At 73.1% G+C, this 22,340-nt stretch carries 11 protein-coding genes and 2 pseudogenes; 10 read left to right on the top strand and 3 right to left on the bottom strand.

All coding sequences use genetic code 11. From position 1 onward, the window contains the following. The first annotated feature begins 251 nt into the window (after positions 1-251). Both ACLB9X_RS10350 and ACLB9X_RS10345 read left to right on the top strand, forming a co-directional pair. Complete coding sequence (locus ACLB9X_RS10350; RefSeq protein ID WP_410359961.1) at positions 252-1,535, top strand: MFS transporter; 1,284 nt, start codon at positions 252-254, stop codon at positions 1,533-1,535. Further along, positions 1,495-12,939 (top strand): amino acid adenylation domain-containing protein, encoded by an 11,445-nt coding sequence (locus ACLB9X_RS10345; RefSeq protein WP_410359960.1) that lies wholly within the window; start codon positions 1,495-1,497, stop codon positions 12,937-12,939. Before ACLB9X_RS10350 ends, ACLB9X_RS10345 begins: the two co-directional genes overlap by 41 nt. Positions 12,940-13,240: 301 nt before the next feature. On the opposite strand, the gene ACLB9X_RS10340 is transcribed toward ACLB9X_RS10345, so the two are convergent. Then, positions 13,241-13,915, bottom strand: a complete 675-nt coding sequence (locus ACLB9X_RS10340) for a CBS domain-containing protein (RefSeq protein WP_410359959.1) — start codon at positions 13,913-13,915, stop codon at positions 13,241-13,243. Between the two features lie 204 nt (positions 13,916-14,119). On the opposite strand from ACLB9X_RS10340, the pseudogene ACLB9X_RS10335 reads away from it, so the two are divergent. Then, a pseudogene (locus ACLB9X_RS10335) lies at positions 14,120-14,620 on the top strand (DUF1918 domain-containing protein); the annotation flags it as partial. Positions 14,621-14,915: 295 nt separating this feature from the next. Then, the gene (locus tag ACLB9X_RS10330) at positions 14,916-15,335 is read left to right on the top strand and encodes a CBS domain-containing protein (protein WP_410359958.1); all 420 of its coding nucleotides are present in this window, start codon (positions 14,916-14,918) and stop codon (positions 15,333-15,335) included. A gap of 90 nt (positions 15,336-15,425) precedes the next feature. On the opposite strand, the gene ACLB9X_RS10325 is transcribed toward ACLB9X_RS10330, so the two are convergent. After that, positions 15,426-16,304 carry a universal stress protein gene (locus ACLB9X_RS10325; RefSeq protein WP_410359957.1) on the bottom strand — a complete coding sequence of 293 codons (879 nt, stop codon included), beginning with the start codon at positions 16,302-16,304 and terminating at the stop codon, positions 15,426-15,428. A gap of 186 nt (positions 16,305-16,490) precedes the next feature. Then, a complete protein-coding gene (locus tag ACLB9X_RS10320) occupies positions 16,491-17,135 on the bottom strand; it encodes a CBS domain-containing protein (RefSeq protein ID WP_410359956.1) in 645 nt (214 codons plus the stop codon). A 463-nt stretch (positions 17,136-17,598) separates the two neighbouring features. On the opposite strand from ACLB9X_RS10320, the pseudogene ACLB9X_RS10315 reads away from it, so the two are divergent. From ACLB9X_RS10315 to ACLB9X_RS10290, 6 genes and pseudogenes are all read left to right on the top strand, one after another. Further along, positions 17,599-17,793: pseudogene (locus ACLB9X_RS10315) on the top strand (universal stress protein); the annotation flags it as partial. Positions 17,794-17,851: 58 nt separating this feature from the next. Next, complete coding sequence (locus ACLB9X_RS10310) at positions 17,852-18,526, top strand: CBS domain-containing protein (RefSeq protein WP_410359955.1); 675 nt, start codon at positions 17,852-17,854, stop codon at positions 18,524-18,526. A gap of 182 nt (positions 18,527-18,708) precedes the next feature. After that, positions 18,709-19,701 (top strand): branched-chain amino acid ABC transporter permease, encoded by a 993-nt coding sequence (locus ACLB9X_RS10305; RefSeq protein ID WP_410359954.1) that lies wholly within the window; start codon positions 18,709-18,711, stop codon positions 19,699-19,701. A 10-nt stretch (positions 19,702-19,711) separates the two neighbouring features. Then, entirely contained in the window at positions 19,712-20,704 is a 993-nt protein-coding gene (locus ACLB9X_RS10300) for a branched-chain amino acid ABC transporter permease (RefSeq protein ID WP_410359953.1), read from the top strand. Continuing rightward, positions 20,694-21,581 carry an ABC transporter ATP-binding protein gene (locus ACLB9X_RS10295; protein ID WP_410359952.1) on the top strand — a complete coding sequence of 296 codons (888 nt, stop codon included), beginning with the start codon at positions 20,694-20,696 and terminating at the stop codon, positions 21,579-21,581. Before ACLB9X_RS10300 ends, ACLB9X_RS10295 begins: the two co-directional genes overlap by 11 nt. Beyond that, complete coding sequence (locus ACLB9X_RS10290) at positions 21,571-22,335, top strand: ABC transporter ATP-binding protein (RefSeq protein ID WP_410359951.1); 765 nt, start codon at positions 21,571-21,573, stop codon at positions 22,333-22,335. The genes ACLB9X_RS10295 and ACLB9X_RS10290 overlap by 11 nt, the downstream gene beginning before the upstream one ends. Positions 22,336-22,340: the final 5 nt, after the last annotated feature.

Raw genomic sequence — 22,340 nt, 5'->3', positions numbered from 1 at the left:
GGCCCCCTCCGCCGGCAGTCGACCTCCGTGGCCGGTGACGACCCCGGCCATGCGTTGCTGCACCGTACAACCGTGCGACACGGCTGTCCATAAAGGGCAACCCGGGCGCCCGGCCGGGCCGCGGCTCACGTGCCGGGGTCCGTGTCGGCCGCTTCGGCACCAGCCGGTTCGAGCCGGCTCTCGACACGACGGGGACGGCATGGCTACGGTTCCGGGGCGGCGGAAGGATCCGCGGTACTCGGGGGAGTGAAGTGACGGCTGTGAGTGGGCGGTTCCGCTGCCTTGCGTCGGCGTACGCCGTCTCCTCCTACGGCAACTACCTCAGCCTCATCGCCCTCAGCCTGTTCACCTACGAGGTGACGGGCAGCGCCTACGGCATCGGCGCGCTCATGGCGCTGCGCCTGTTCTCCGGCATGCTCGCAGGTCTCGCCGCCGGAGCACTGGCCGACGCGGTGGGCCGCAGGGCCCTGATGCTCTCGGCCGACGTCGCCCAGGCGTCGGCCATGGCTGTGCTCGCGCTGACCGCCCCGGGCACCGGGGTGCCGCTGCTCGCCTGTGCGGTCGTGGTGCTCGGCGCGGGGAACACCCTGTTCACCGTCGCCCTGCGCAGCGCGGTGCCGGTGATGGTCGGCCACGAGGGGCGCGTACGGGCGAACGGCCTGCTCGTCACAGTGCGGTCCTTCGCCACCGTGCTCGGTTTCGCGTCGGCCGCGCCCGTCATCGGACACGGCGGCTACGCCGCCGCGTTCGCGATCAACGGCGCCAGTTTCCTCGTGTCCGCGGCGGCGCTGCTCGTGCTGCGGCCCCGCACCGACGGCGCCCGGACGGACGCGCCCGCCGCACCTGGCGGGGACGCCGGTGCACGGCGCGGGCTGCGGGGCCTGTCCGCGCTGCTGATCGGGATGATCCTCCTCAGGGGCGCCGACGCCCTGGCCTCGTCCTCGCACAACGTGGCCCTGCCGGTCGCCGCCGGGGCCGCGTCGCCGGAGCACCCGGCCCTGTTCATGACCCAGTTCTGGGCCGCCTGGGCCGTCGGCACCCTGCTCGCCCACCAGGTGGTCAAGCGCCGTATGAGCGGCGGCCGGGCGGCGGGCGACCGCGCCTTCGCGCTCGGCACCTGCGCCATGTCCCTGTTCTTCGTCCTGGCGTTCACCGGGCTGCCCGCCCCCGCGCTGGTCGCCGTCGCCCTCGGCGCGGGCCTGGCGGACGGCTGCACCGAGATCGTCTACACCTCCCGGCTGCAGGCCGTCCCCGACCGGCAGCGCAGCCGGCTGTTCGGCCTGTCCGCCACGGCGGAGACCTCCGGATTCACCCTCGGGACCGTCGCCGCCGCCGCGGCGCTCGAAGCCCTGCCCGCCCTCGCCGTCGTGGGGGCGTTCCACGGAACAGCCGTATGCGGGGCACTGGCCCTGCTGGTCCTGACGGCGCGGGGCGGTACGGCCCCGCGGCGGAAGCGACCCACACCAGTTGCGACACGAGGAGGAGAGACCACGCATGGAGCGCGGACGGGGACAGGCGATACGCCGGGGGCCTGAGCCGGAGTTCACCGACGACGATCCGAAGGACGCGGTCCGGGCGCTGCTGCGCGCCGCGGACAGCGCTCCCGGCGCGGCCGTCGTCACCGTCGGACAGGACGGTGCCACGACCCGGCAGACCTACCCCGAACTCCTGTCCCGCGCCCGCCGCCTGCTCACCGGCCTGCGCCGCGACGGCCTTCGCCCCGGAGACGCGCTGGTCCTGTGCGGACTGCCCCTCGACCAGTTCTTCCCCGCCTTCTGGGCCGCCGTCCTCGGCGGCGCCCGGCCCGTGGCCGTCGCGGAACCCCCCGGCGAGGGCGCCACGGCCCTCGAACGCCTCCGGCACACCTGCGACCTGCTGGACGGGCCGCTCGTGCTCACCGACGCCGCCGGAGCCGCGACACTCGCCCGGACCGCCCCCGGCCTGCGGGTCGCGGTCGCGGAGGACTGCCTGCGCGCCGCTCCCGCGTACGACCACGCGGAACCGGCGGGGACCGACGTCGCCCTGCTCATGCTCTCGTCCGGCAGCACGGGCGTGCCCAAGGCGGCACAGCTCACCCACCGCGGACTCGCGGACTTCGCCGCCAGCAGCCGGCGCGTCCTCGACGTGCGCCCCGGTCACACGATGCTCAACTGGCTGCCCGTGGACCACAGCGGGGCCCTCCTGCTGTACCACCTGCTGGCGGTGTTCACCGGCTGCACCAATGTGCACGCCCCCACCGCCCACGTCGTCGCGGAGCCGCTGCGCTGGCTGGACCTCATCGAGGAACACCGTGCCCAGCACAGCTGGGCGCCCACCTTCGCCTACCAGCTGGTCGCCGACGCGCTGGCCGAGCGGAAGGGCGACGGCCGACGCCTCGACCACCTCAGAACCCTGCTCTGCGGAGGCGAGCAGATCGCACTGCCGGTGCTCCGCCGCTTCCTCACGGCCACGGCCCCGTACGGCGTCCGGGAGGAGCACATCGTGCCGGCGTGGGGGATGGCCGAGACGGTCACCGCCATCACGTACGGCAGGCTCGACCGGCCCGGAACCGTACAGCGCATCCTGAGGAGCAGTCTCGGCGGTCCGCTGGTGGCAGCCGAACAGGACACGCCCGACGAGGACTTCGTCACCTTCGTCGCGGTCGGCCGGCCCGCGCACGGCACCGCCCTGCGCCTCGTCGACGATGCCGGCGAGCCGGTCGCCGACGACAGGATCGGCAGGCTGCAGGTGCGGTCGGAGGCGCGCGTCACACCGGGCTACGTCCGCAACCCGGAGGCCGACGCGGCCGCCTTCCCGGGGGAACCCGGCTGGCTCGACACCGGCGACCTGGCCTTCTTCGCGGAAGACCAGCTGGTGATCACCGGCAGACGCAAGGACCTCATCATCCTCAACGGTCACAACATCTCCTGCCACGAGGTCGAGGACGCCGCCACCGCCGTCACCGGCGTCCGCACGGGCGACGTGGCCGCGTGCGGCGTCCCCGACCCGGACAGCGGGACCGAGACCCTGGCGGTGTTCTTCGTGAGCCGCGGAGCCCACGAGGACGCGCGCATCGTGAAAGAGCTCGCGTCGGTGCTGTACGCCCGGCTCCGGCTCACCGTGTCGCACGTCCTGCCGGTCCCGGCGGACGCGTTCCCGAGGACTCCGGCCGGCAAGGTGCGCCGAGGCGACCTGCGCGACCGGCTGGCCGCCGGCGGGTTCACGGCCCCGGCTCCCGCCGTACCCCTCCCGCGGCCGGGTGAGGTGTCCTCGGCCGTGCGGGAGGAGCTCACGGCCGTGCTCGGCCGGCCGGCTCCCGCGCACGTGCCGTTCTACGAACTGGGCCTGAACTCCGTGAAGCTGGTACGGCTGCGCGTCCGTTTGGAGGAGCGCCTCGGCAGGGAGATCGCGCAGACGGTGCTGTTCGAGCACCCCACGGCCGCCGAACTGGCGGCGCACCTGGCCGCGGCGGTCACCGGCCGGCCGGCAGGAACGGCCACCGACGCCGCTGCCGCCGACGCCGCGCCGCAGGCGGGTGTGGGTGTGGGTTCAGGTACGCGCACGGCGGGACAACGGACGACCGGCGGGCACGGGGGCACACAACGGACGCCGGGCGCGGGTGCGGGCACACAACGGACGCCGGGCGCGGGCGCGGACACGCAACGGACGCCCGGCGCGGACGCGCATACCGAGCCCGATGCGGGCGCGGACGCGCATCGAACGCCGGGTGCGGGCGCGCGTACCGAGCCCGGTGCGGGGGCGGACCGGCGCATCGCCGTCGTCGGCATGTCCGCCCGCTTCCCCGGGGCGCGTTCGACGGCACAGTTCTGGGCGAATCTGCGCGACGGCGTGGACAGCGTCCGCCGCTTCACGCCCGACGAACTGCTGTCCGCCGGGCTGTCCACCGAGGAGGCGCCCGCCGCGCACCGGGTACCGGTCGCCGGTGTCCTCGACGGCGTCGAGGAGTTCGACCCGGACTTCTTCGGGATGAGCCCCAAGGAGGCCGGACTCACGCACCCGGCCCACCGGTTGTTCCTCGAATGCTGCCACGAGGCACTGGAGGACGGCGGCTACGCGGCGACCGGACCGGGGACCCGCGTCGGCGTGTTCGCCGGCTCCGGGATGAACCTCTACGGCCACCAGCGGCCGCCCGCGTCGTCCCCTGACGACGGCGATCCCGCCACCGGCATGCAGACGGCCATCGGACAGCAGCCGGACTTCCTCGCCTCCCGCGTCGCCTACCGACTCGGCCTCACCGGCCCCGCCATCGGCGTCCAGACCGCCTGCTCCACCTCCCTGGTCGCCGTCCACCTCGCGGTCCAGGCCCTGCTGAACGGCGACACGGACCTGGCGCTCGCGGGCGCGGCGGCCGTGCACACCCCCCAGGAGACGGGCTACCTCAGCCACCCGGGGTCGATCCTCTCGCCCACCGGACGCTGCCGCGCCTTCGACGCGGACGCCGACGGCACCGTGGGCGGCAACGGCGTGGCCGCCGTCCTCCTCAAGCGGCTCGACCGGGCCCTTGCCGACGGGGACACCGTGCACGCCGTGATCCTCGGCTCGGCGGTCAACAACGACGGGGCCGGCAAAGTCGGGTTCAGCGCGCCCGGCGTCGCGGGACAGGTCGAGGTCGTACGCCAGGCACTGCGCCGGGCGGCGGTCCCCGCGGACACCGTCTCGTACGTCGAGGCGCACGGCACGGGCACACGGCTCGGCGACCCGGTGGAGTTCGAGGCACTGGCCCGCGCCCTCGGCGAGGACACCGAGCGAACGGGCTTCTGCACCGTGGGCTCGGTGAAACCGGCCATCGGACACCTCGACAGCTGCGCCGGCATGGCCGGTCTCGTCAAGACCGTGCTCATGCTCCAGCACCGCACCCTGGTGCCGACGCTCAACCTCGACCGGCCCAACCCCGAACTGCGCCTGGCCGACGGCCCCTTGGTGCTCGGGACAAAGACCGGCCCCTGGCGGACGCGTGTCGGCGTGCCGCGCAGGGCGGGCGTCAGCGCGCTCGGGGTCGGCGGCACCAACGCCCATGTGATCCTGCAAGAGGCCCCCGAGCGCCGGGAACCCGCCGGACGCGGTTCCTCCGACGAGCCCGTCCTCGTCCCACTGTCCGCCCGCGATCCGGAGGCACTGGACGCGTACGCCACCCGACTGCGCGACCACCTGCTCGCACACCCCGGGCTCGCGGCCGCCGACGTGGCCGCGACGCTCGCGCTCGGCCGCCCGCACCGCGCGACGCGCACAGCCGTCGTCGGCAGGACGGCCCACGACCTCGCCCGCATGCTGGAGAGCCCGCCGGGCCGGCTGACGCCCCTCGGCCCCGTCGCGTTCGCCTGCAGCGGCCAGGGCAGCGCCCGGCGCGGCATGGCATGCGGCATCTGGGACGCGTACCCCGAGGCCCGCCGGATTCTCGAACGCTGTGAGCGCGTGTACGCCGACGAGTTCGGCGGCACCCTGCTGCCCCTGCTCCTCGACGGCGACCGGGGGTACGACGGGGACGTGGAGGGCGTCTGGCCCACCGACACCGCCCAACCAGCTTTGTTCGCCCACCACATGGCGCTCATCGAGGTCTGGCGCACCTTCGGTGTCCGCCCCGCCCTGCTGCTCGGACACAGTCTCGGGGAGTACGCAGCCCTGTGCGCGGGCGGCGCCCTCTCCCTGGAGGACGGCCTGCGGCTCACCGCACAGCGCGGCACACTGATGCGCGAGGCAGCCGCCCCGGGCGGGATGCTCGCGGTGCGTACCGACCCCGCGACCGCCGAGCGGATCGCTGACGCGGCCGGTGCCGAGCCGGCGGCCTGCAACGGCCCACGGGCCCAGGTGATATCCGGGTCCGAGCGGGCCCTGGAGCAGGCGGCGCGCCTGCTCGCCGACGAGGACATACCGTGGCGTGCGCTGCCGGTGGACCGGGCGTTCCACTCGGCCGCGCTGGACGAGGCGCTCCGCGCGTTCCGCGCGTACGCCGAGAAGACGACGTACGCTCCGCTGCACACCCCGCTCGCCTCCGGACTCGACGGCGCGCTGCGCCCCGCCGGCTGGACCGTCGACGCCGAGTACCTCTGCCGGCAGGCCAGGCAGCCCGTCCGGTTCGACCGGGCGGTGGCGGCCGCGTCGGCGCACGGGTGCGCGGACTTCCTGGAGATCGGGGCGGGCAGCACGCTCGCGGGTCTGGGCAGGCACTGCGCTCCCGAGAGCCGCTGGTACAGCGGCCAGGGAGAATGCGCCGAGCAGCTGACCGGGATCATGGAGACACTCGGTGAGCTCTACCGCGCGGGGGCGGCACTCGACTGGCGGGCCGTCACCCGGAGCGGGGGCAGGATTCCGCTGCCCGGGCATCCGCTGCGGCGCCGCAGGATCGCCGCCGCCACCACCGCCGTGCCCCCGCGTGCGGCGGCCGGTCCTGTCACGGGTGCCGGGCCGGTCGCTGTGCCGCAACCGGCGCGCGTACCCGTGCCCGAACCCGCGCGCGAGGCTGGTGGCCCCCTACCGGCAGATGAACTGCTCGACGACATCGTGCGGTTGACCGCGCTGAAGCTCGGGACCGACATCGCCGACACCTCACCCGACGCCTCGTTCTTCGCCCTGGGCGCCGACTCGCTCGCCCTGATGGGCATGGTGGCCGAACTGGAGAGCCGCCACGGGGTGCGCGTCCGGGTCCGCGATCTGTTCGCGGACGCGGACACCCCGCGGAAGCTGGCGGCGCACGTGGCGGCCCTGCGCGGCGACCGGACCGCAGCGGAGCCTTCGGCACACCCTGCCGCTGCGTCCTCCGCACCGCCGGTCGCACCGGCGACCGCGCCGGCCACGCCCGCGCCCGCCGCGCAGCCCGCGGCGGTATCGCCCGTGGCCGAACCCGCGCCCGCCGCGCAGCCCGTGGCTGTTCCGCCCGCGGCCGGGCCCGATGGGCGAGGCGTTGCGCCTCCGGTCGCCGACGAGAGCCTGCATCAGCTGTTCGCCCAGCAGATCCGGCTCGCCGAGAACCTCGTGGAGCAGGTGACCGGCCTGCTCACCCGCCAACTGGACGCCCTTCCCGCCGCCCGGCCGACCCCGCCGCCTGCCCCGGCCCCCCTCGCGCAGTCCGCCGCCGTGGTGCCGCAGCCCGACGCCGAGGAGCCGCGGGCCGCACGCCCGGAGGCGTCGCCGCGCCCGGAGCCGCGCCAGCCGGCCCCGGCGCGGCCGTCCGCCGGCGCGCTTACCGGCCCGGCGCACTGCGACATGAGCCTGTACTTCTTCGGCGACTACCCGCAGGAGGCCGACGGCGACAAGTACGCGCTGATCATGGAAGCGGCCGAATTCGCCGACCGGCACGGCTTCCACGCGCTGTGGTTCCCCGAACGGCACTTCAACTCCTTCGGCGCGCTGTTCCCCAACCCCTCGGTGCTCGCCGCCGCCCTGGCCGCCCGCACCGAGCGGATCCGGCTGCACGCGGGCTCGGTGGTCCTGCCGCTGCACCACCCGGTCCGCGTCGCCGAGGAGTGGTCGGTCGTCGACAACCTCTCGGGCGGACGCGCGGGTCTGTGCTTCGCCAGCGGCTGGCACGCCACCGACTTCGCCCTCGCCCCGGAGAACTTCGGCCGCCACCGCGACGTCATGTACGAGCGCCTGGAGGACGTCCGGCGCCTCTGGTCCGGGCAGCCCCTCCCGGCGACCGCGGGGGACGGCACGCACACCGAGGTCCGGCTGCATCCGCGACCCGTTCAGGCCGAACCGCCCCTGTACGTAGCCGTCGTGGGCAACCCGGACAGCTACCGCCAGGCGGCAGCGCGCGACCTCGGTGTGGTCACCAACCTGATGGCGCAGACGGTCGGGCAACTCGCCGGGAACATCGCCCTGTACCGCCGTGCCCGTGCCGAGCACGGGCTCGACCCGGACGCGGGCCGTGTGGTCGTGCTCGTACACACGTACCTCGGCGAGGACGCGGAAGGGGCGCGCGCCGAGGCCTACGGTCCCTTCGTGTCGTACCTGCGGTCCTCGCTGTCCCTCTTCGACCAGGTCACCAACAGCCTCGGGTTCGAGGTGGACCTGGAGGACACACCCGAGGACGACGTGGAGTTCCTGCTCGGACGTGCCTACGAGCGGTACTGCGACTCCCGCGCTCTGATCGGCGACGAGGACACGGCGGCCGCGACGGTCCGCCGCCTCGTGGACGCGGGCGCCGACGAGATCGCCTGCTTCGTCGACTTCGGTGTCCCGGCCGAGCGTGTGCTGGCCGCCCTGCCGGTGCTCGACCGGCTCCGACAGCGGCAGACCGGAGCCGCCGGCGCAGGAAAACAGGGCGGGGGGATGAACCCGGTACGACGCGAAGGGCGCCGCACACCGCTGACGCCGGCACAGCGACGCATCTGGTTCCTCGAACAGCTGCATCCGGGCACCAGCATGTACCACGAGCCCAAGGCCGTACGCCTGGACGGACCACTGAACACCGAGGCACTGCGCTGGGCGCTCCAGCAGGTCTGCGACCGCCACCCCGCGCTGCGCACCGTCTTCCGGGAGGCCGACGGCGTCCCCTACCAGGAGGTCCTCCCGCACATGCGGCTCGACTGCCCGGTGGCCGACCACACCGGGGAGACCGAGGAAGCCGCGCTGCGCGCCGCCATGGAGAGCGAGGGCCGGCGGATCTTCGACCTGAGCGAGGGGCCCCTGGTCTCGGCCCGGCTGCTGCGCCTGGCGCACGACCGGCACGTGCTGTTCCTGCTCGCCCACCACATCGTCTTCGACTCGTCCTCCACCACCGTCCTCACCCGTGACCTCGGCGCCTTCTACCGGGCCTGGCCGCACCACGACGACACCGCCGCCCCGCCCGTGCTGCCGCCCCTGTCCGCACTGCCCGACACCCGGCCGGACCCCGTCCGGACGGCGGAGGCCCTCGCCCACTGGCGGCGCGAACTGAGCGGCGCCCCGGAACTGACCCTGCCCACCGACCGCCCCCGGACGGCGGCCAGGTCGGGCGAGGGAGCGAGTCTCACGTACGCACTCGACGCCGAACTCACCGAGGGCCTGCGCCAGTTGGCGGCCGAGCACCGCGCCACCCTGTTCATGGTGCTGACGAGCGCGATCGGTGCCGTGCTCGGCCGGTTCGGCGGACAGCAGGACGTCGTGCTCGGCACCGCCGTTGCCGCCAGGCCCGCCGGCGCCGAGCACCACATCGGCCTCTTCCTCGACACCGTGCCGCTGCGCCTGGACCTGTCCGGCGACCCGGACTTCGGCGAACTGCTGCGCCGGGTACGGGAGAGCAGCACCGCGGCGTTCGAGCACCGCGACGTGCCCTTCGACGAACTCGTCGGCGCGCTCAACCCCCATCGCGACGCCGGCCGCAACCCCCTCTTCCAGGTGCTGGTCGAGTACGAGAACGAGGGCCGGGCGGAGTTCGACCCGCCCAGGCTGACCGCCACCCTGCTCGACATGCCCAGCGAGCGTGCGCCGTTCGACCTCACCCTGTATCTGACCCACCACCGCGAGGGGGTACGGTGCGCGGTCGAGTACGACACCGCCCTCTTCGACGCGTCCACGGTGAGACGACTCCTCGCCTACGTGGAGAGCGTGCTGCGCCGGGCACGGGAGACGGCGACCGCCACCCTGGCCGAGCTGACGGCGCTCACCGACACCGACTGCGCGGAGCTGTCCCGCCTCGGCCGCCTGAACGAGCCTCGACCGGCGTACGACGACACGCTGCACGGGCTGTTCGAGGCACAGGCGCGGCGGACGCCGGACGCGACGGCGCTCGTCCACGGCGACGAGCGGGTCGGCTACGCGGAGCTCGACCGGCGGGCCGACCGGCTGGCCCGGCGGCTGCGGGCCCGGGGAGCGGGACGCGGCGAGCGGGTCGCGGTGCTGCTGGCCCGCGGGCCCGAGCTGATCACGGCGCTGCTCGGGGTGCTCAAGAGCGGCGCCGCCTACCTGCCGCTCGACGTCTCGCTGCCCACGGCCCGGCTGGAACTGCTCCTCGACGACGGCACCCCGGCTCTGCTGCTCACCACGCCCGCCCTGCTCGACCGCCACCCGTCCCTCGCGGCCCGTCCCGTGCACCTGATGAGTGGACCGGAAGCGGCGGCCGAGGCAGGGGACGAGGTCGGCGCACTGGAAACGGTGGCCGGGGAAGGGGAGGATGCCGTGAGCGGCGCCGCCGCCTGCGGCCCGCTCGACGGGCCGCGGCCGCAGGACCCCGCGTACTGCATCTACACCTCCGGCTCCACCGGCCGCCCGAAGGGCGTCGTCGTGCCGCACCGCGGCCCGGCCGGCCTCGTGCGCGGCCACCTGGAACGGCACCCCGCGCTGCGCACCCTGCAGTGGACCTCGCCCGCCTTCGACGTCAGCGTGCAGGAGATCTTCACCACGCTGGCGGCCGGGGCGGAGCTCGTCCTCGTCGACGACGACGTGCGGCTCGACCCGGCAGCCGTCGCCGAGGCTGTGCGCCGCCATGCGGTCGAGCGGGTCTTCATGCCCTGCACCCCGCTCCGGTACCTGATGGAGACCGGCCCCGAACTGCCCTCCCTGCGCGAGCTGTTCTCCGCCGGCGAGGCACTGGAGCTCACCGCGGGATTCCGCCGGTTCCTCGCCGCGCATCCCCGCTGCACGCTGTACAACCAGTACGGCCCCACCGAGACCTCCGTCATCGTCACCTCGCACCGGGTCGACGCGACGGAGGACCGGCCGCCCATCGGCACCCCGGTCCCGGGAGCGGCCATCCGGCTCCTGGACACGGCGGGCCGCCCGGTGCCGCTGGGCGCGGTCGGCGAGATCCACGTGAGCGGGACGCCGGTCGCGTACGGATACCACGCACGCCCCGAGGAGACGGCCGCGGCGTTCGCCACCGACGACACCGGCGCGCCCCTGTACCGGACCGGCGATCTCGCCCGCTGGCGCTCCGACGGCACCCTCGCCTACCTCGGCCGCGCCGACGACCAGGTCAAGATCCGGGGCCACCGGGTGGAGCCGGGCGAGATCCAGGTCGTGCTGAACGCCCGGCCGGAGGTCGCCGAGGCCGCCGTCGTCGTCCGGCGCGACCGGGCCGGAGAAGCCGAACTCGTCGCCTACGTGGTCCCCGTGGGACCGGACACCGACCTCGGCCCCCTGAGGAGCGCCCTCGCAGAGGAGCTCCCCGATCACCTGGTGCCGCGCCACTGGGTCCGCATGGACCGGCTCCCCGTCAACGCGTCCGGCAAGCTGGACCGGGAACGGCTGCCCGCACCGGAGGGGGGAGTGCCACAGCACGGCGGCGCCGAACCGGCCACCCCCCTGGAGAAGGACCTGCACGAACTGTGGTGCGGCGAACTCGGCTTGCCGCACGCGTCCGTGATGCGGTCGTTCTTCGAACTGGGCGGGCACTCCCTGAGCGCGATCCGGCTGCTGAACCGGATGTCCGCGCTGCTCGGCGCCGAACTCCGCATGGCCGACTTCTTCCGCGCCCCCACCATCCGGGCGGTCGCGGCACGCTTCGCGGAAAGCCGCTCGCCGGTGCCCGCGGAGGTGGAACGCCGCTCGCCGGTGCCGGCCGAAGTGGAACACCGCTCGCTGCTGCCCGGGGCCGAGGCGGACGACGCCGTACCGGCCGCCGGGGTCGTGGCCCGGGTGCCCATGACGTCCACCCTGCGACGGCTGTGGCGGCGGCACCACGAACGCACCGATCCCGGTGTCTACAACGTCGCCCACCGCATCGACCTGCACGGCGCCCTCGATCCGGACGCACTGACCCGCGCGCTGCGGGACCTGGTGGCACGCCACGAGGCGCTGCGCAGCAGGGCCGTGCAGTGCGACGGCGACCTTCTCGTCGAGGTACTCGCCGACGTCCCTGTGGAGGTCGAGGCCGACGACCTGACGGCGTATGCCGACGACGAGTCCCACATCGAGCGCTGGTGTCAGGACCACGCGGGCGAGCCCTTCGCGCTGGACCGGGCACCGCTGTTCCGTTTCCGGCTCGGCCGGCTCGGCGCGGACCGCTGGCTGCTGGTGACCGTCCTGCACCACGCCGTCTGCGACGGCTGGTCGATGGGCATCCTCTGGCACGACCTGCAAGCGCTCTACAACGCCCGCAGCGAGGGAGCGTCCCCCGCTCTCGCGGCGCAGTTCGCTCAGTTCACGGACGTCGCCCGGGCGGAACTCCGGCTCACCGGCAGCCGCCGGGCCGAACTCGAACGGTTCTGGCGCACCGAACTCGACGGCGTGGAGCTCGAGCCCGCCCTGCCCTGCGACCACCCGCGGCCTGACGTGCCCTCAGGCCGGGGCGCCCTGCACACCTGGGTCATCGGCGGGGACGTGCCCGCCCGCGTCGCCCGGGCCGCCGAGCGTCTCGGGGTCACTCCCTACGCGGTCCTCGCCGCGGCCTTCGCCACCTGGACGGCCCGGCTGTGCGGGCGCACCGACGACGTCGTCCTCGCCGCCTCCAGCGCCAACCGCGCCCGCCCCGAACGGGAGGGCGTGGTCGGACTGCTGGGCGACGCCGTGCTGCTGCGCGCCCGCCTGTCGGAGGCACCGGCGTTCGCGGACCTGGTGACGCGGCTCGGCTCGACGCTGTTCACCGCCATCGACCACCAGGACCTGCCGCTGACCGAGGTCGTCCGGCTCGTCTCGCACGAGACGGCCGACGGACTGTTCCCCACCGTGCTGTTCACGGTGGTCACGACACCGCCGCCGGTGCTGGACCTGCGAGCGGTCTCCACCACGGTCCGCGGCCTGCCCACCCGCGGGGTGGCCCGCAACGAGCTCTACGCGGTGTTCGTCCCCCGAGGCGACACCATCGACGTCACCTTCGAGTACGCCACCGACCTCTTCGAGGCGGCGACGGTCCAGAAGTGGAGCGAGGACTTCACCGCGGTGCTGGCGCAGGTCACGGCGGAGCCGTCGACCCGGCTCGCCGACCTGCTGCACCCGCAGGGGGAGGCGGAGAACGGCCTTGGTACTGGTGGGCTCGCGTATTCAACTGTCACCAGTTCTCCGCGTGGTCCAGCCGGGCGGTGAAGAGGAGAGCCCACCAGTATCAGACCCCGCTTTCGTGTTGAGCGGCCCGGCCCGCGCCACGTTCCGTGGCGCGGGCCGGGCCGTTGGATCGCCAGCCGGGACAACAAGCAGGCCGGTCCCGGACAGCACACTCCGGCGGATGCGACACGCCGTGCATGCGGAGGGCGCATGGGTGCAGCCGACGACGTCGGCGAACAGTTCGGTCCCGCGCTGCGCCGTGGGCCGGACCAGGGCGCCGGTCATGAGGGCGACGAAGCGGGTCGTGTCCCCGGACCGCTACGACGTGTGTGGATCCTGGCGCTCACGGGCCTGTGGCGGAATTGCTGTCATTGACGGCCCGGTACGTGATGTGCTCCGAGACCGAGACCACTCCGTCGACGCTCCGGCACAGCCGTTCGATGATGGGGATCAGGCTCTTGAGCTCGACGGATCCGCCGAGGGTGACCTGACCCTCGCGTACCTCGGCCGTCACCTCTGACGGAGCGAGGCCCAACGTCTTCTGCAGCACGTCCTCGGTGATCTCCTCGCGAATGGCGTCGTCGCGGCGCAGGAAGACTCGCAGGAGGTCGCTGCGGCTGACGATGCCCTGGAGCCTGTCCGTCTCGTCCACCACAGGCAGCCGCTTGACGCCATGGACCTCCATGAGGCGGGCCGCCTCCACCACGGTCCACTCCGGACGTGCGCACACGGCGGGAGCCGACATCAGCTCCTCGGCCCGGGCCCCTGCGGCCTTGGCCCGCTCCCAGGCCTCCAGGTGCGGAATCGGCGTCCGCCCGGACGGGTCGGCCTGGTCTGCGGACTTGCGCAGCAGGTCTGCCTCGGACACCACCCCCATGGGGCGGTCCAGTTCGTCCACCACGGGTACGGCGGTGACGTCTTTCTCCGCCAGCAGCTTGACGATTTCCTTGAACGGCAGGTCACGCCGCGCCCGGACGACGTGCCGTGTCATGAGCTCTGCGACCGTTCGGTGGTGCATGTCGGCGCTCCTGTCGGGTCGTGACACCCGTCGTGGTCACGCATCCACCGTGTCGGGAACTGCCGCCTCCATGCCCGTTCCGGAAGCCGGTGGCTTGTGAGACCGGCTGGTCGGCCACCATCGCGGATACGGGGCTGTCCGTGCGGCGGTATGTCACGCGAGGCACGTTGGACACAGCAACATTCTGAGGAAGGGGCGGCGATCGTGCGAGCTCACCTCGGCGATCAACTCGTCGTCGAAAGCCCGGCGACCGGCACCACCAGGCGCGACGGCGAGATTGTGGGACTCCACCACGAGGACGGAACATCTCCCTACGACGTGCGCTGGTCGGACACGCACGAGGTCACGCTGGTGTTCCCCGGGCCCGACGCGCACATCCGTCACCTGGAGCACGGGCCCGAGAGCACCGACGAGCCTGCCCCGCCGCCGAGCGCGGATGAGGCGCCTGCCGTGTCCGGCTCGGCCCCACTCCCTGCAGCTCCCAACCCTGGCGACATAGGCCGACGCGTGGCCGTCGAACGCAAGCGACAGGGCCTGACACGGGCAGAGACGGCCCGCCGCGCCCGAATGGCGCCGGACTACCTCGCGTACCTCGAAGAACACCCGGCTGATCCGGGCCTGGCGAGTCTCATCCGCCTGGCCGCGGCCCTGGGCACCAGCGCCGCAGCTCTGCGCGAGGCGGGTGTGGGTGTCGATCCAGCTCAGTCGCCGCCGCACAGCGGAACGCCAGTGCCCACCGGCCCCCTCGCCCTGGGCCGCTCGGCCCTCTGTGCCCACACGGTGGCTGGCTAGCCCCTTCGCCGGTCGCGGGGTCGAGGCCGGAGGCGGCGGTCTGGTGAGCCGTATCCGGCTGGGCCGTCGTGACCTTGGGGCACCACCTTTTCGCCGGCATGCATACGGCATGCGGAGAATCCACACTGGGTCTGAAGGGGTTCCGGTCGGGGTGGGCCTGGATCCATGGGTTCTCCCGACGCAGACTCGAAGGGTCGAAGGAGACGCCATGACCACTGCACGGGAGATCATGCACGCGGGCGCCACCTGCATTCAGGAGAGCGAGACGCTGGAGGCCGCGGCGCGCCGGATGAGTGAGCTGGGCATCGGAGCCCTCCCGATCTGCGGGCCGGATGACCGGCTCCATGGGATCATCACCGACCGTGACATCGTGGTGAAGTGCCTCGCCAAGGGCAAGGACCCGAGGACCATGACTGCGGGCATGCTCGAGCAGGGCAAGCCGGTCACGATCGACGCCGGGGCCGACACGGACCAGGTTCTGCGGGCCATGGAGGAGCACAAGATCCGGCGGCTTCCGGTCATCGAGAACCACCGCCTGGTCGGCATGATCAGCGAGGCAGACCTTGCCCGTTGCCTGCCGGAGGAGCAGGTGGGCCACTTCGTCGAGGTTGTCTGCGCGGCGAAGTGACCATGCGACTGGAGGTGACCGCCGAACTGTGAGTCGTGGGCCCCCGACCGGGCCCGCGGCCGTCACAGGAAGGCGGCGTTGCCTGGGCGGTCAGTCATGAGCGACGACGGCGACGGGCGCGGCGCAGTGGTGTATCGCGGCGTGGGCGACGGACCCGATGTGCGCTCCGAGGGGTGACCTGCGGATGCGCCGACCGACCGCCACCAGTTCCGCGCCGGCGGCAGCGTGAACCAGCTGCTGAGAGGGCCCGCCGATGGGCGCTCTCTCCTCGACCTCCACCGAGGGGTACCTCTCCCGCCAGGGCGCCAGGACGGCCGTGAGGCGCCGCGCGACATTCGGGCTCATCTCCCGCTCGGCCCGTGCGAGTGCGGAGGCGTCGCGTGCGAACGGCGGAAGCGACCAGCCGTACACCGCCCGCAGGCGGCCGCCGCGCAGCGCGGCCTCGTCGAACGCGAAGTCCAGGAGCGAGCCGCAGGAGTGGTGGATGTCCACGCCGACGACCACATCGCCGGAGGGAGGGCCGGGAGGGGGCTCGGCAGGCCCCCCCGGGTTTCCCGGCACCCGTACGAGTACGACGGGCCGCTCGGTGGCGCAGATCGTCGCCATGCCGACGGATCCGAGGAGGAAGCCCGTGACGCCGCTCGGGCCACGGGAACCGAGCGCCAGCAGATCGGCCTCCGCCGCCTCGATCGACAGAGCGGCGGCCGGCCGCCCCGACAGCCGCCGGGTACTGACTTCCAGGGAGGGATACGACTGCCGCAGCTCGCCCGCCGCAGCGTCGAGGAGTTCGTCGGCCCACTCGCGCTGGGCGCCGGGACGGTCGACGGGCATGGCCGCCGATACCGGCCACTCGTCCGCGTACACGAGGCACAGGGGCACCTCGCGCAGCAGCGCCTCTCGTGCCGCCCATCGGGCGGCGGCGCTGCTTTCGAGGGATCCGTCCAGGCCGACGGTCACTTTGTGGGGCATACGGCAAGACCTCCTTCGGGCCGTGTGCGTGGCCTCGCTGCCCGCCTCCTGGCGTAACGGCCACAGCGGTACGGTGGGCGTGGCCTGAGCCGGAGCTCTCGGCGGGCCGCCGCCGGAAGGCGATGTGGGCCCAAACGTTCTAGCGAGCGTCGGCGGGCCCGGAGCGGCGGGAGTTCGACAACAGGGCTAGCCCGCCCGCTCGGCGGCGAGGTGGGCGTCCACTGCGACGACACCGTCGACGCCCTGGCAAAGGCCCACGACCACCGCGACGAGACGCGGTTCCGGGACGTGACCTCGCAGGGTGACCACTCCCTCCCGGACCTCGACAGCGACGGTGCCCTCGTCGAGGCCGAGGATGCGCCCCAGGACGTCCTGCTCGACCTCGCCGCGGATCTCGACGTCGGAGCGGATGAAGGCGTCGAGGAGATCGCTGCGGCTGACGATGCCGGTGAGGAGCCCGTCGTCGCCGACCACCGGCAGTTGCTTGACGTGCCGCCTGCGGAGTTCCCGCGCGGCCCGGGGAATCGTCCAGTCGGCGCGGGCGGTGAAGACGGGGCTGCTCATGAGCGTGCCCGCGGTCCGGGCCCGGGCCTTGCCCCAGGCGCGCTCGTCGTTCCCGTCCTGCCCCTGCGGATCGGGTATGCCGGTCTCGTGCCGCAGCACGTCGGACGCGGACACAACGCCGACGGGGACGCCGTCGTCGTCGACGACCGGGGCCGCAACTATGTCGTTCGCGTCCAGCAGGGCGGCGACTTCCTGGAGGGGCATGTCGGCGCGCAGGGTGACGACCTCCTCGGTCATCACGTCACCGACCGTGCGGCGGTCCAGCATGGCATCGGCCTCCTCCGCGTTGCGACAAGGCGGCCGCCGTCGGTCCGCCCGGAGGACGACGCACGGCGCGCCGGCCTCCGGGGTCGGTGGCATGTTCGTCCATGCCGCATCCACTACCCATGAGAGCACCGCGGCTGCTCCAGTGACCAGTGACGTCCGGCCTGGCGGGGCGGGCCGGCCGTACCACGGTCAGGGGCGTCACGACGCCTCTTCCCGGCGGTGACGTCGAGATCGATGCCGACGCCGCGCGGTTACCGCGCAGGTCCCGTCCACCGTACAAGGTGCAAGATCGCAGGGGCCGCAGAGGCATCATCGAAGTCCGGAGGTCCCCAGGGAATGCCGCCTCACGGACGATCGGCTTCCATGAAGGGGGGCCACTTGGTCCTGCCGCGTCGCCTGCCCCCCTGCCTGCGGTGCAGGCACGAACCGGCCGCAGCCGACGGCTGCCGCCGCGCGGGATTGCAGGCAGGTGGAGGGCCGGGGGCACCCGGTCGAGGCACTGGCTGAAGCCGCCGAGCATGCCATCGCTGTCGTCGTCGGCCGCGGCGGACGGGAGGGCTTCACCGGTATGCGACTCGGTTCCGTTCCCCACGGTCTGTTGCACGGGGCAGTCTGCCCCGTGGTCACCGTGCCCTCGTCGGCCCACGAGGACCGCTGAGACATGCAGCGGAAGACTGAGAAGGAAGGGGCGACCCGGCCGGAGTGAGGAGCCGACCATGACTGGACGTGAGAAGTTCTCGGCAGGAGCCGAAGCCCGCCGCGCCGCACCCGGCGGGACGCCGAGGCCTGACAAGCCTCGGCGGGAGGATCTGCTGCTGCGATACCTCGGCGCGGTGGCCACGGTGTCCGCGGAACAGTCCGCCGCGCGCCGGCCCACGGCCGCCGGGCCGGCGCGGTCCGAGCACGCGGAAGAGGCCGCGGCGACGGGCGGCGAGCCCGAGCCTCGGCTGGTCCGTGAGGTCATGGACGTACCGGCCGCATCGGTGCGCGGAGACGTGCCGTTCCTGGACATCGCGCGGTGCCTGGCCCGTGAGCACGTCGGGGCGCTGCCGGTCGTCGACGCCGACGACCGTGTGCTGGGCGTGGTGTCGGAGTCCGATCTGCTGGCCAAGGCCGCCGTGGAGGCGTCGGGACACCGTCCGGGCGCGCTCGGCCGGCTGAGGGAACGGCGGGTGCACGACAAGGCACGCGGCGACACCGCGGAGGAGCTGATGACCACCCCGGCCGTCACGGTGTACCCGGGCCAGACGGTTGCCGAAGCGGCCTGGCTGGTGGCCCTGTCCCGTCTCAAGCGCCTGCCGGTGACGGATCACGATGGGCGTCTCGTCGGCGTGGTGCACAGGAATACCCTGCTCAATGCCCTGATTCGTGATGACGCCGAAAATCCGTGAGGAGATCGCGGGGTCTGGCCGGAGGCCGGCCTCTTGCCGTCCTCGTCGTGGATGACGGTCTCCTCTTCGGACGCAGCAGCCGCACCCCCACAGCTCACCTCTGATGACGTGCAGATCACGTCTTAGACTGAGCGCATCGGCGTGCTTGCGACAGACCGGATCCGACCGTGTGCCATCAGCGGTTGTTCACTGCGGTGCTCGTCCTGTTCCTCACGGCCCTGCCCGCGGCCGGCAGCGCGGCCGCGGACGGCGCACAGGGCGAGGAGACGCTGCGCGGTCCCGGATTCGGGGCGCGGGCCCTGCAAGCACTGATCGACGGCATCCAGTTCGGTGTCGTCATCGCGATCACCGCCGTCGGGCTGTCCCTGATCTTCGGGACCGTCCACCTGATCAACTTCGCGCACGGCGAGCTGGTCACCATCGGCGCCGTGTCCGCCTACTTCCTGAACGTGTCCGCGTCGGGCCCCGGCTGGCACCTGGTCCCCGCCGCCCTCGCCGCCGTCGTGTTCGGGGCCCTGCTGGGCGCGGCCATCGACCGCGGCGTGTGGCGCCCGCTGCGCGCCCGCGGCACCGGGCTGATCAACATGTTCATCGTCACGATCGGCCTGTCCCTGCTGCTGCGGCACATCGTGCTCGTGCTGTACGGGGCCCGCCCCGGCTCGTACGCCCAGTACGACATCCAGCGGGCCATCGACCTCGGCCCGGCCGGCATCACCCCGAGGGACCTCACGGTCACCCTGCTGTCCGTGCTGACGCTGCTCGGTGTGGCGGTACTGCTGCAACGGACCAGGACCGGCACCGCGATCCGCGCGGTCTCCGACAACCGCGACCTCGCCGAGGCGTCGGGCATCGACGTGCAGCGGGTCGTGCTCGTCGTCTGGATGCTCGGCGGCGCGCTCGCCGCCCTGGGCGGAGTGTTCCTCGGACTCGTGGAGGTCGTCACCTGGGACATGGGGTTCAAGCTGCTGCTGCTGATGTTCGCCGGAGTGATCCTCGGCGGTCTCGGCTCCGCGTACGGCGCGATGGCCGGCAGCCTCGTCATCGGCGTCGTGGCCCAGATGTCCACCCTGTGGTTCCCCGTCGACCTGCAGTACGCCTGGGCGCTGCTCGCCCTGATCGTCGTCCTGCTGGTGCGGCCGCAGGGCATCCTCGGCCGGGCCGAACGCGTCGGATGAGGGGTGCGCCGTGGACTTCTCCGTCGTCCTCTCCGACGCCATCCGCTCCGGCATCGGCCCCATCGCCGCCATCTACGCGATCGCCGCCCTGGGCCTCAACCTGCACTTCGGCTACACGGGGCTGCTCAACTTCGGCCAGGTCGGCTTCATGCTCGTCGGCGGCTACGGGCTCGCCGTCACCGTGGTGACGTGGGGTGGTTCGATGTGGTTCGGCATCCTGGCCGGGCTCGCCTCCGCGGTCGTCCTGGCCCTGCTCCTCGGCCTGCCCACCCTGCGACTGCGCGCCGACTACCTCGCCATCACCACGATCGCCGCCGGGGAGGCACTGCGGCTGTTCTACCGCTCCAGCTGGGCCGAGCCCACCACGGGCGGCGTGTTCGGCCTCCAGCGCTTCGCCGGCGACTTCTACGACCTGAACCCCATTCCGCCGGGCCGCTACGGCGTGTGGCAGGTGGAGTTCACCTCCCGGGACCTGTGGGTGCTGATCGTCGCCTGGTCGCTGGTCGTCCTCATCGCGGCCCTGCTCGCCCTCCTCGTGCACAGCCCCTGGGGCCGTGTCGTCCGCTCCATCCGGGAGGACGAGACGGCCGTGCGCAGCCTGGGCAGGAATGTCTACGCGTACAAGATGCAGAGCCTCGCCATCGGCGGCGTGATCGGTGCGGCCGCCGGGATCATGCAGGCGATCCAGGTGCAGTCGGTGAACCCGGACAGCTACGACCCGGCCGTCACCTTCTTCCTGTACACGCTGCTCGTGCTGGGCGGTGCCGGACGCATCCTCGGGCCGGTCGTCGGCTCGGTCCTGTTCTGGTTCGTCCTCACATTCCTCGACAGCGCCCTGCGTCAGGCCATCGGCACCGGAGCCGTCCCGTCCGAGGTGATCAGCACGTCGGAGGTCGGCGCCGTGCGCTTCGCCCTGGTCGGCCTCGCCCTCATCCTGCTCGTGGCCTTTCGCCCGCAGGGCATCCTCGGGAGCCGGAAGGAGATGCTGCTCAGTGGCCGGTGACCACCACCGATCCGCCACGCACGGCCGCGCCGACGGGCAGGCCGTCGCGGCCGAGCCGGGTGTGCGCAAACCCGACGCGCTGCTCGTCCTGGACGGCGTTCGCCGCAGTTTCGGCGGCCTCACCGCCGTGCACGTCGACCACCTGGAGGTGCAGCGGGGCACCATCACCGCGCTCATCGGGCCCAACGGCGCGGGCAAGACCACGCTGTTCAACGTGGTGAGCGGCTTCGACCGGGCCGACAGCGGCCGGTGGTCCTTCGACGGGCAGCCCCTCGCCGGCCGCCCCGCCCACCGGATCGCCCGCGGCGGGCTGGTGCGCACCTTCCAGCTCACCCGCACCCTCGCCCGGCTCACCGTGCTGGAGAACCTGCTGCTCGCCGCGGTCCCGCAGCGCGGCGAGCGACTGCTGCCCGCGCTGCTGCCCCCGTTGTGGCGCGGGCAGGAAAGGGAGCACGAGGTTAGGGCCGGTGAGCTGCTGGACCGGTTCCGTCTCGCCCCGCTGCGCGACGATTTCGCGGGCACGCTCTCCGGAGGGCAGCGCAAACTGCTCGAACTCGCCCGCGCGCTGATGGTCCGCCCGCGGATGGTGCTGCTCGACGAACCCATGGCCGGGGTGAACCCCGCCCTGACGCAGTCCCTGCTCGGCCACATCACCCGACTGCGGGACGAGGGACTGACGGTGTGCTTCGTCGAGCACGACATGGACGTGGTGATGGGAATCAGCGACTGGGTGGCGGTCATGGCGGGCGGACGCCTGGTGGCCGAGGGCCCGCCGCAGGCCATCGGCAGGAATCCGGCCGTGGTCGACGCCTACCTCGGCACACGCCACGACGAACCCGGAGCCACCGGTGAGGAGGCCGAGCCCCGTGACACCTGACCGCACGACCGACCCGCCCGTGGCCGGCACACCTCCGGTGCTCGTGGCCGACGACGTCGTCGCGGGGTACCTGCCGGGCGTCGACGTGCTGCGCGGCTGCAGCGTCGAGGTCCGGCCCGGTGAACTGGTCGGCGTGATCGGCCCCAACGGCGCCGGGAAGTCGACCCTGGCCAAGGCCGTCTTCGGACTGCTGCGCATCCGCCGTGGATCCGTGCGGCTGTACGGCGAGGACCTCACCAACCGGCCCGCGCACGAACTGGTCCGCAGGGGCGTCGGATACGTACCGCAGCTGCAGAACGTCTTCCCCGCGCTCACCGTCGAGGAGAACCTGCGCATGGGCACGTATCTGCGCCCCGCGAGCTTCGCCGCGCGGGCCCGGGCGGTCGAGGAGATCTTCCCGGTCCTGGCCGACCGCCGGAAGCAGAAGGCGGGTTCCCTGTCCGGCGGCGAACGGCAGATGCTCGCGATGGCCCGCGCGCTGATGACCGAGCCGCAGGTACTGCTGCTCGACGAGCCGTCGGCCGGGCTGTCACCGCGCTACCAGGACCAGGTGTTCGACCGCGTCAAGGAGATCAACGGCGCGGGCGTCGCGGTGCTCATGGTCGAACAGAACGCCCGCAGGTGTCTGCAGGTCTGCGCCCGTGGCTACGTCCTCGACCAGGGCCGCAACGCGCACACCGGCACCGGAGCGGATCTGCTCCACGACGAGAAGGTGATCGAGTGCTACCTGGGCACCCTCGCCCGGGCCCGCTGACAAAG

Origin of the sequence: Streptomyces sp. 5K101 (genome assembly GCF_046506645.1) — a bacterium.
In the GTDB taxonomy this organism is placed as follows: Bacteria; Actinomycetota; Actinomycetes; order Streptomycetales; family Streptomycetaceae; genus Streptomyces.
Note: the sequence above shows the minus strand (reverse complement) of the source record. Positions and strands in the feature narration are given on the sequence as shown.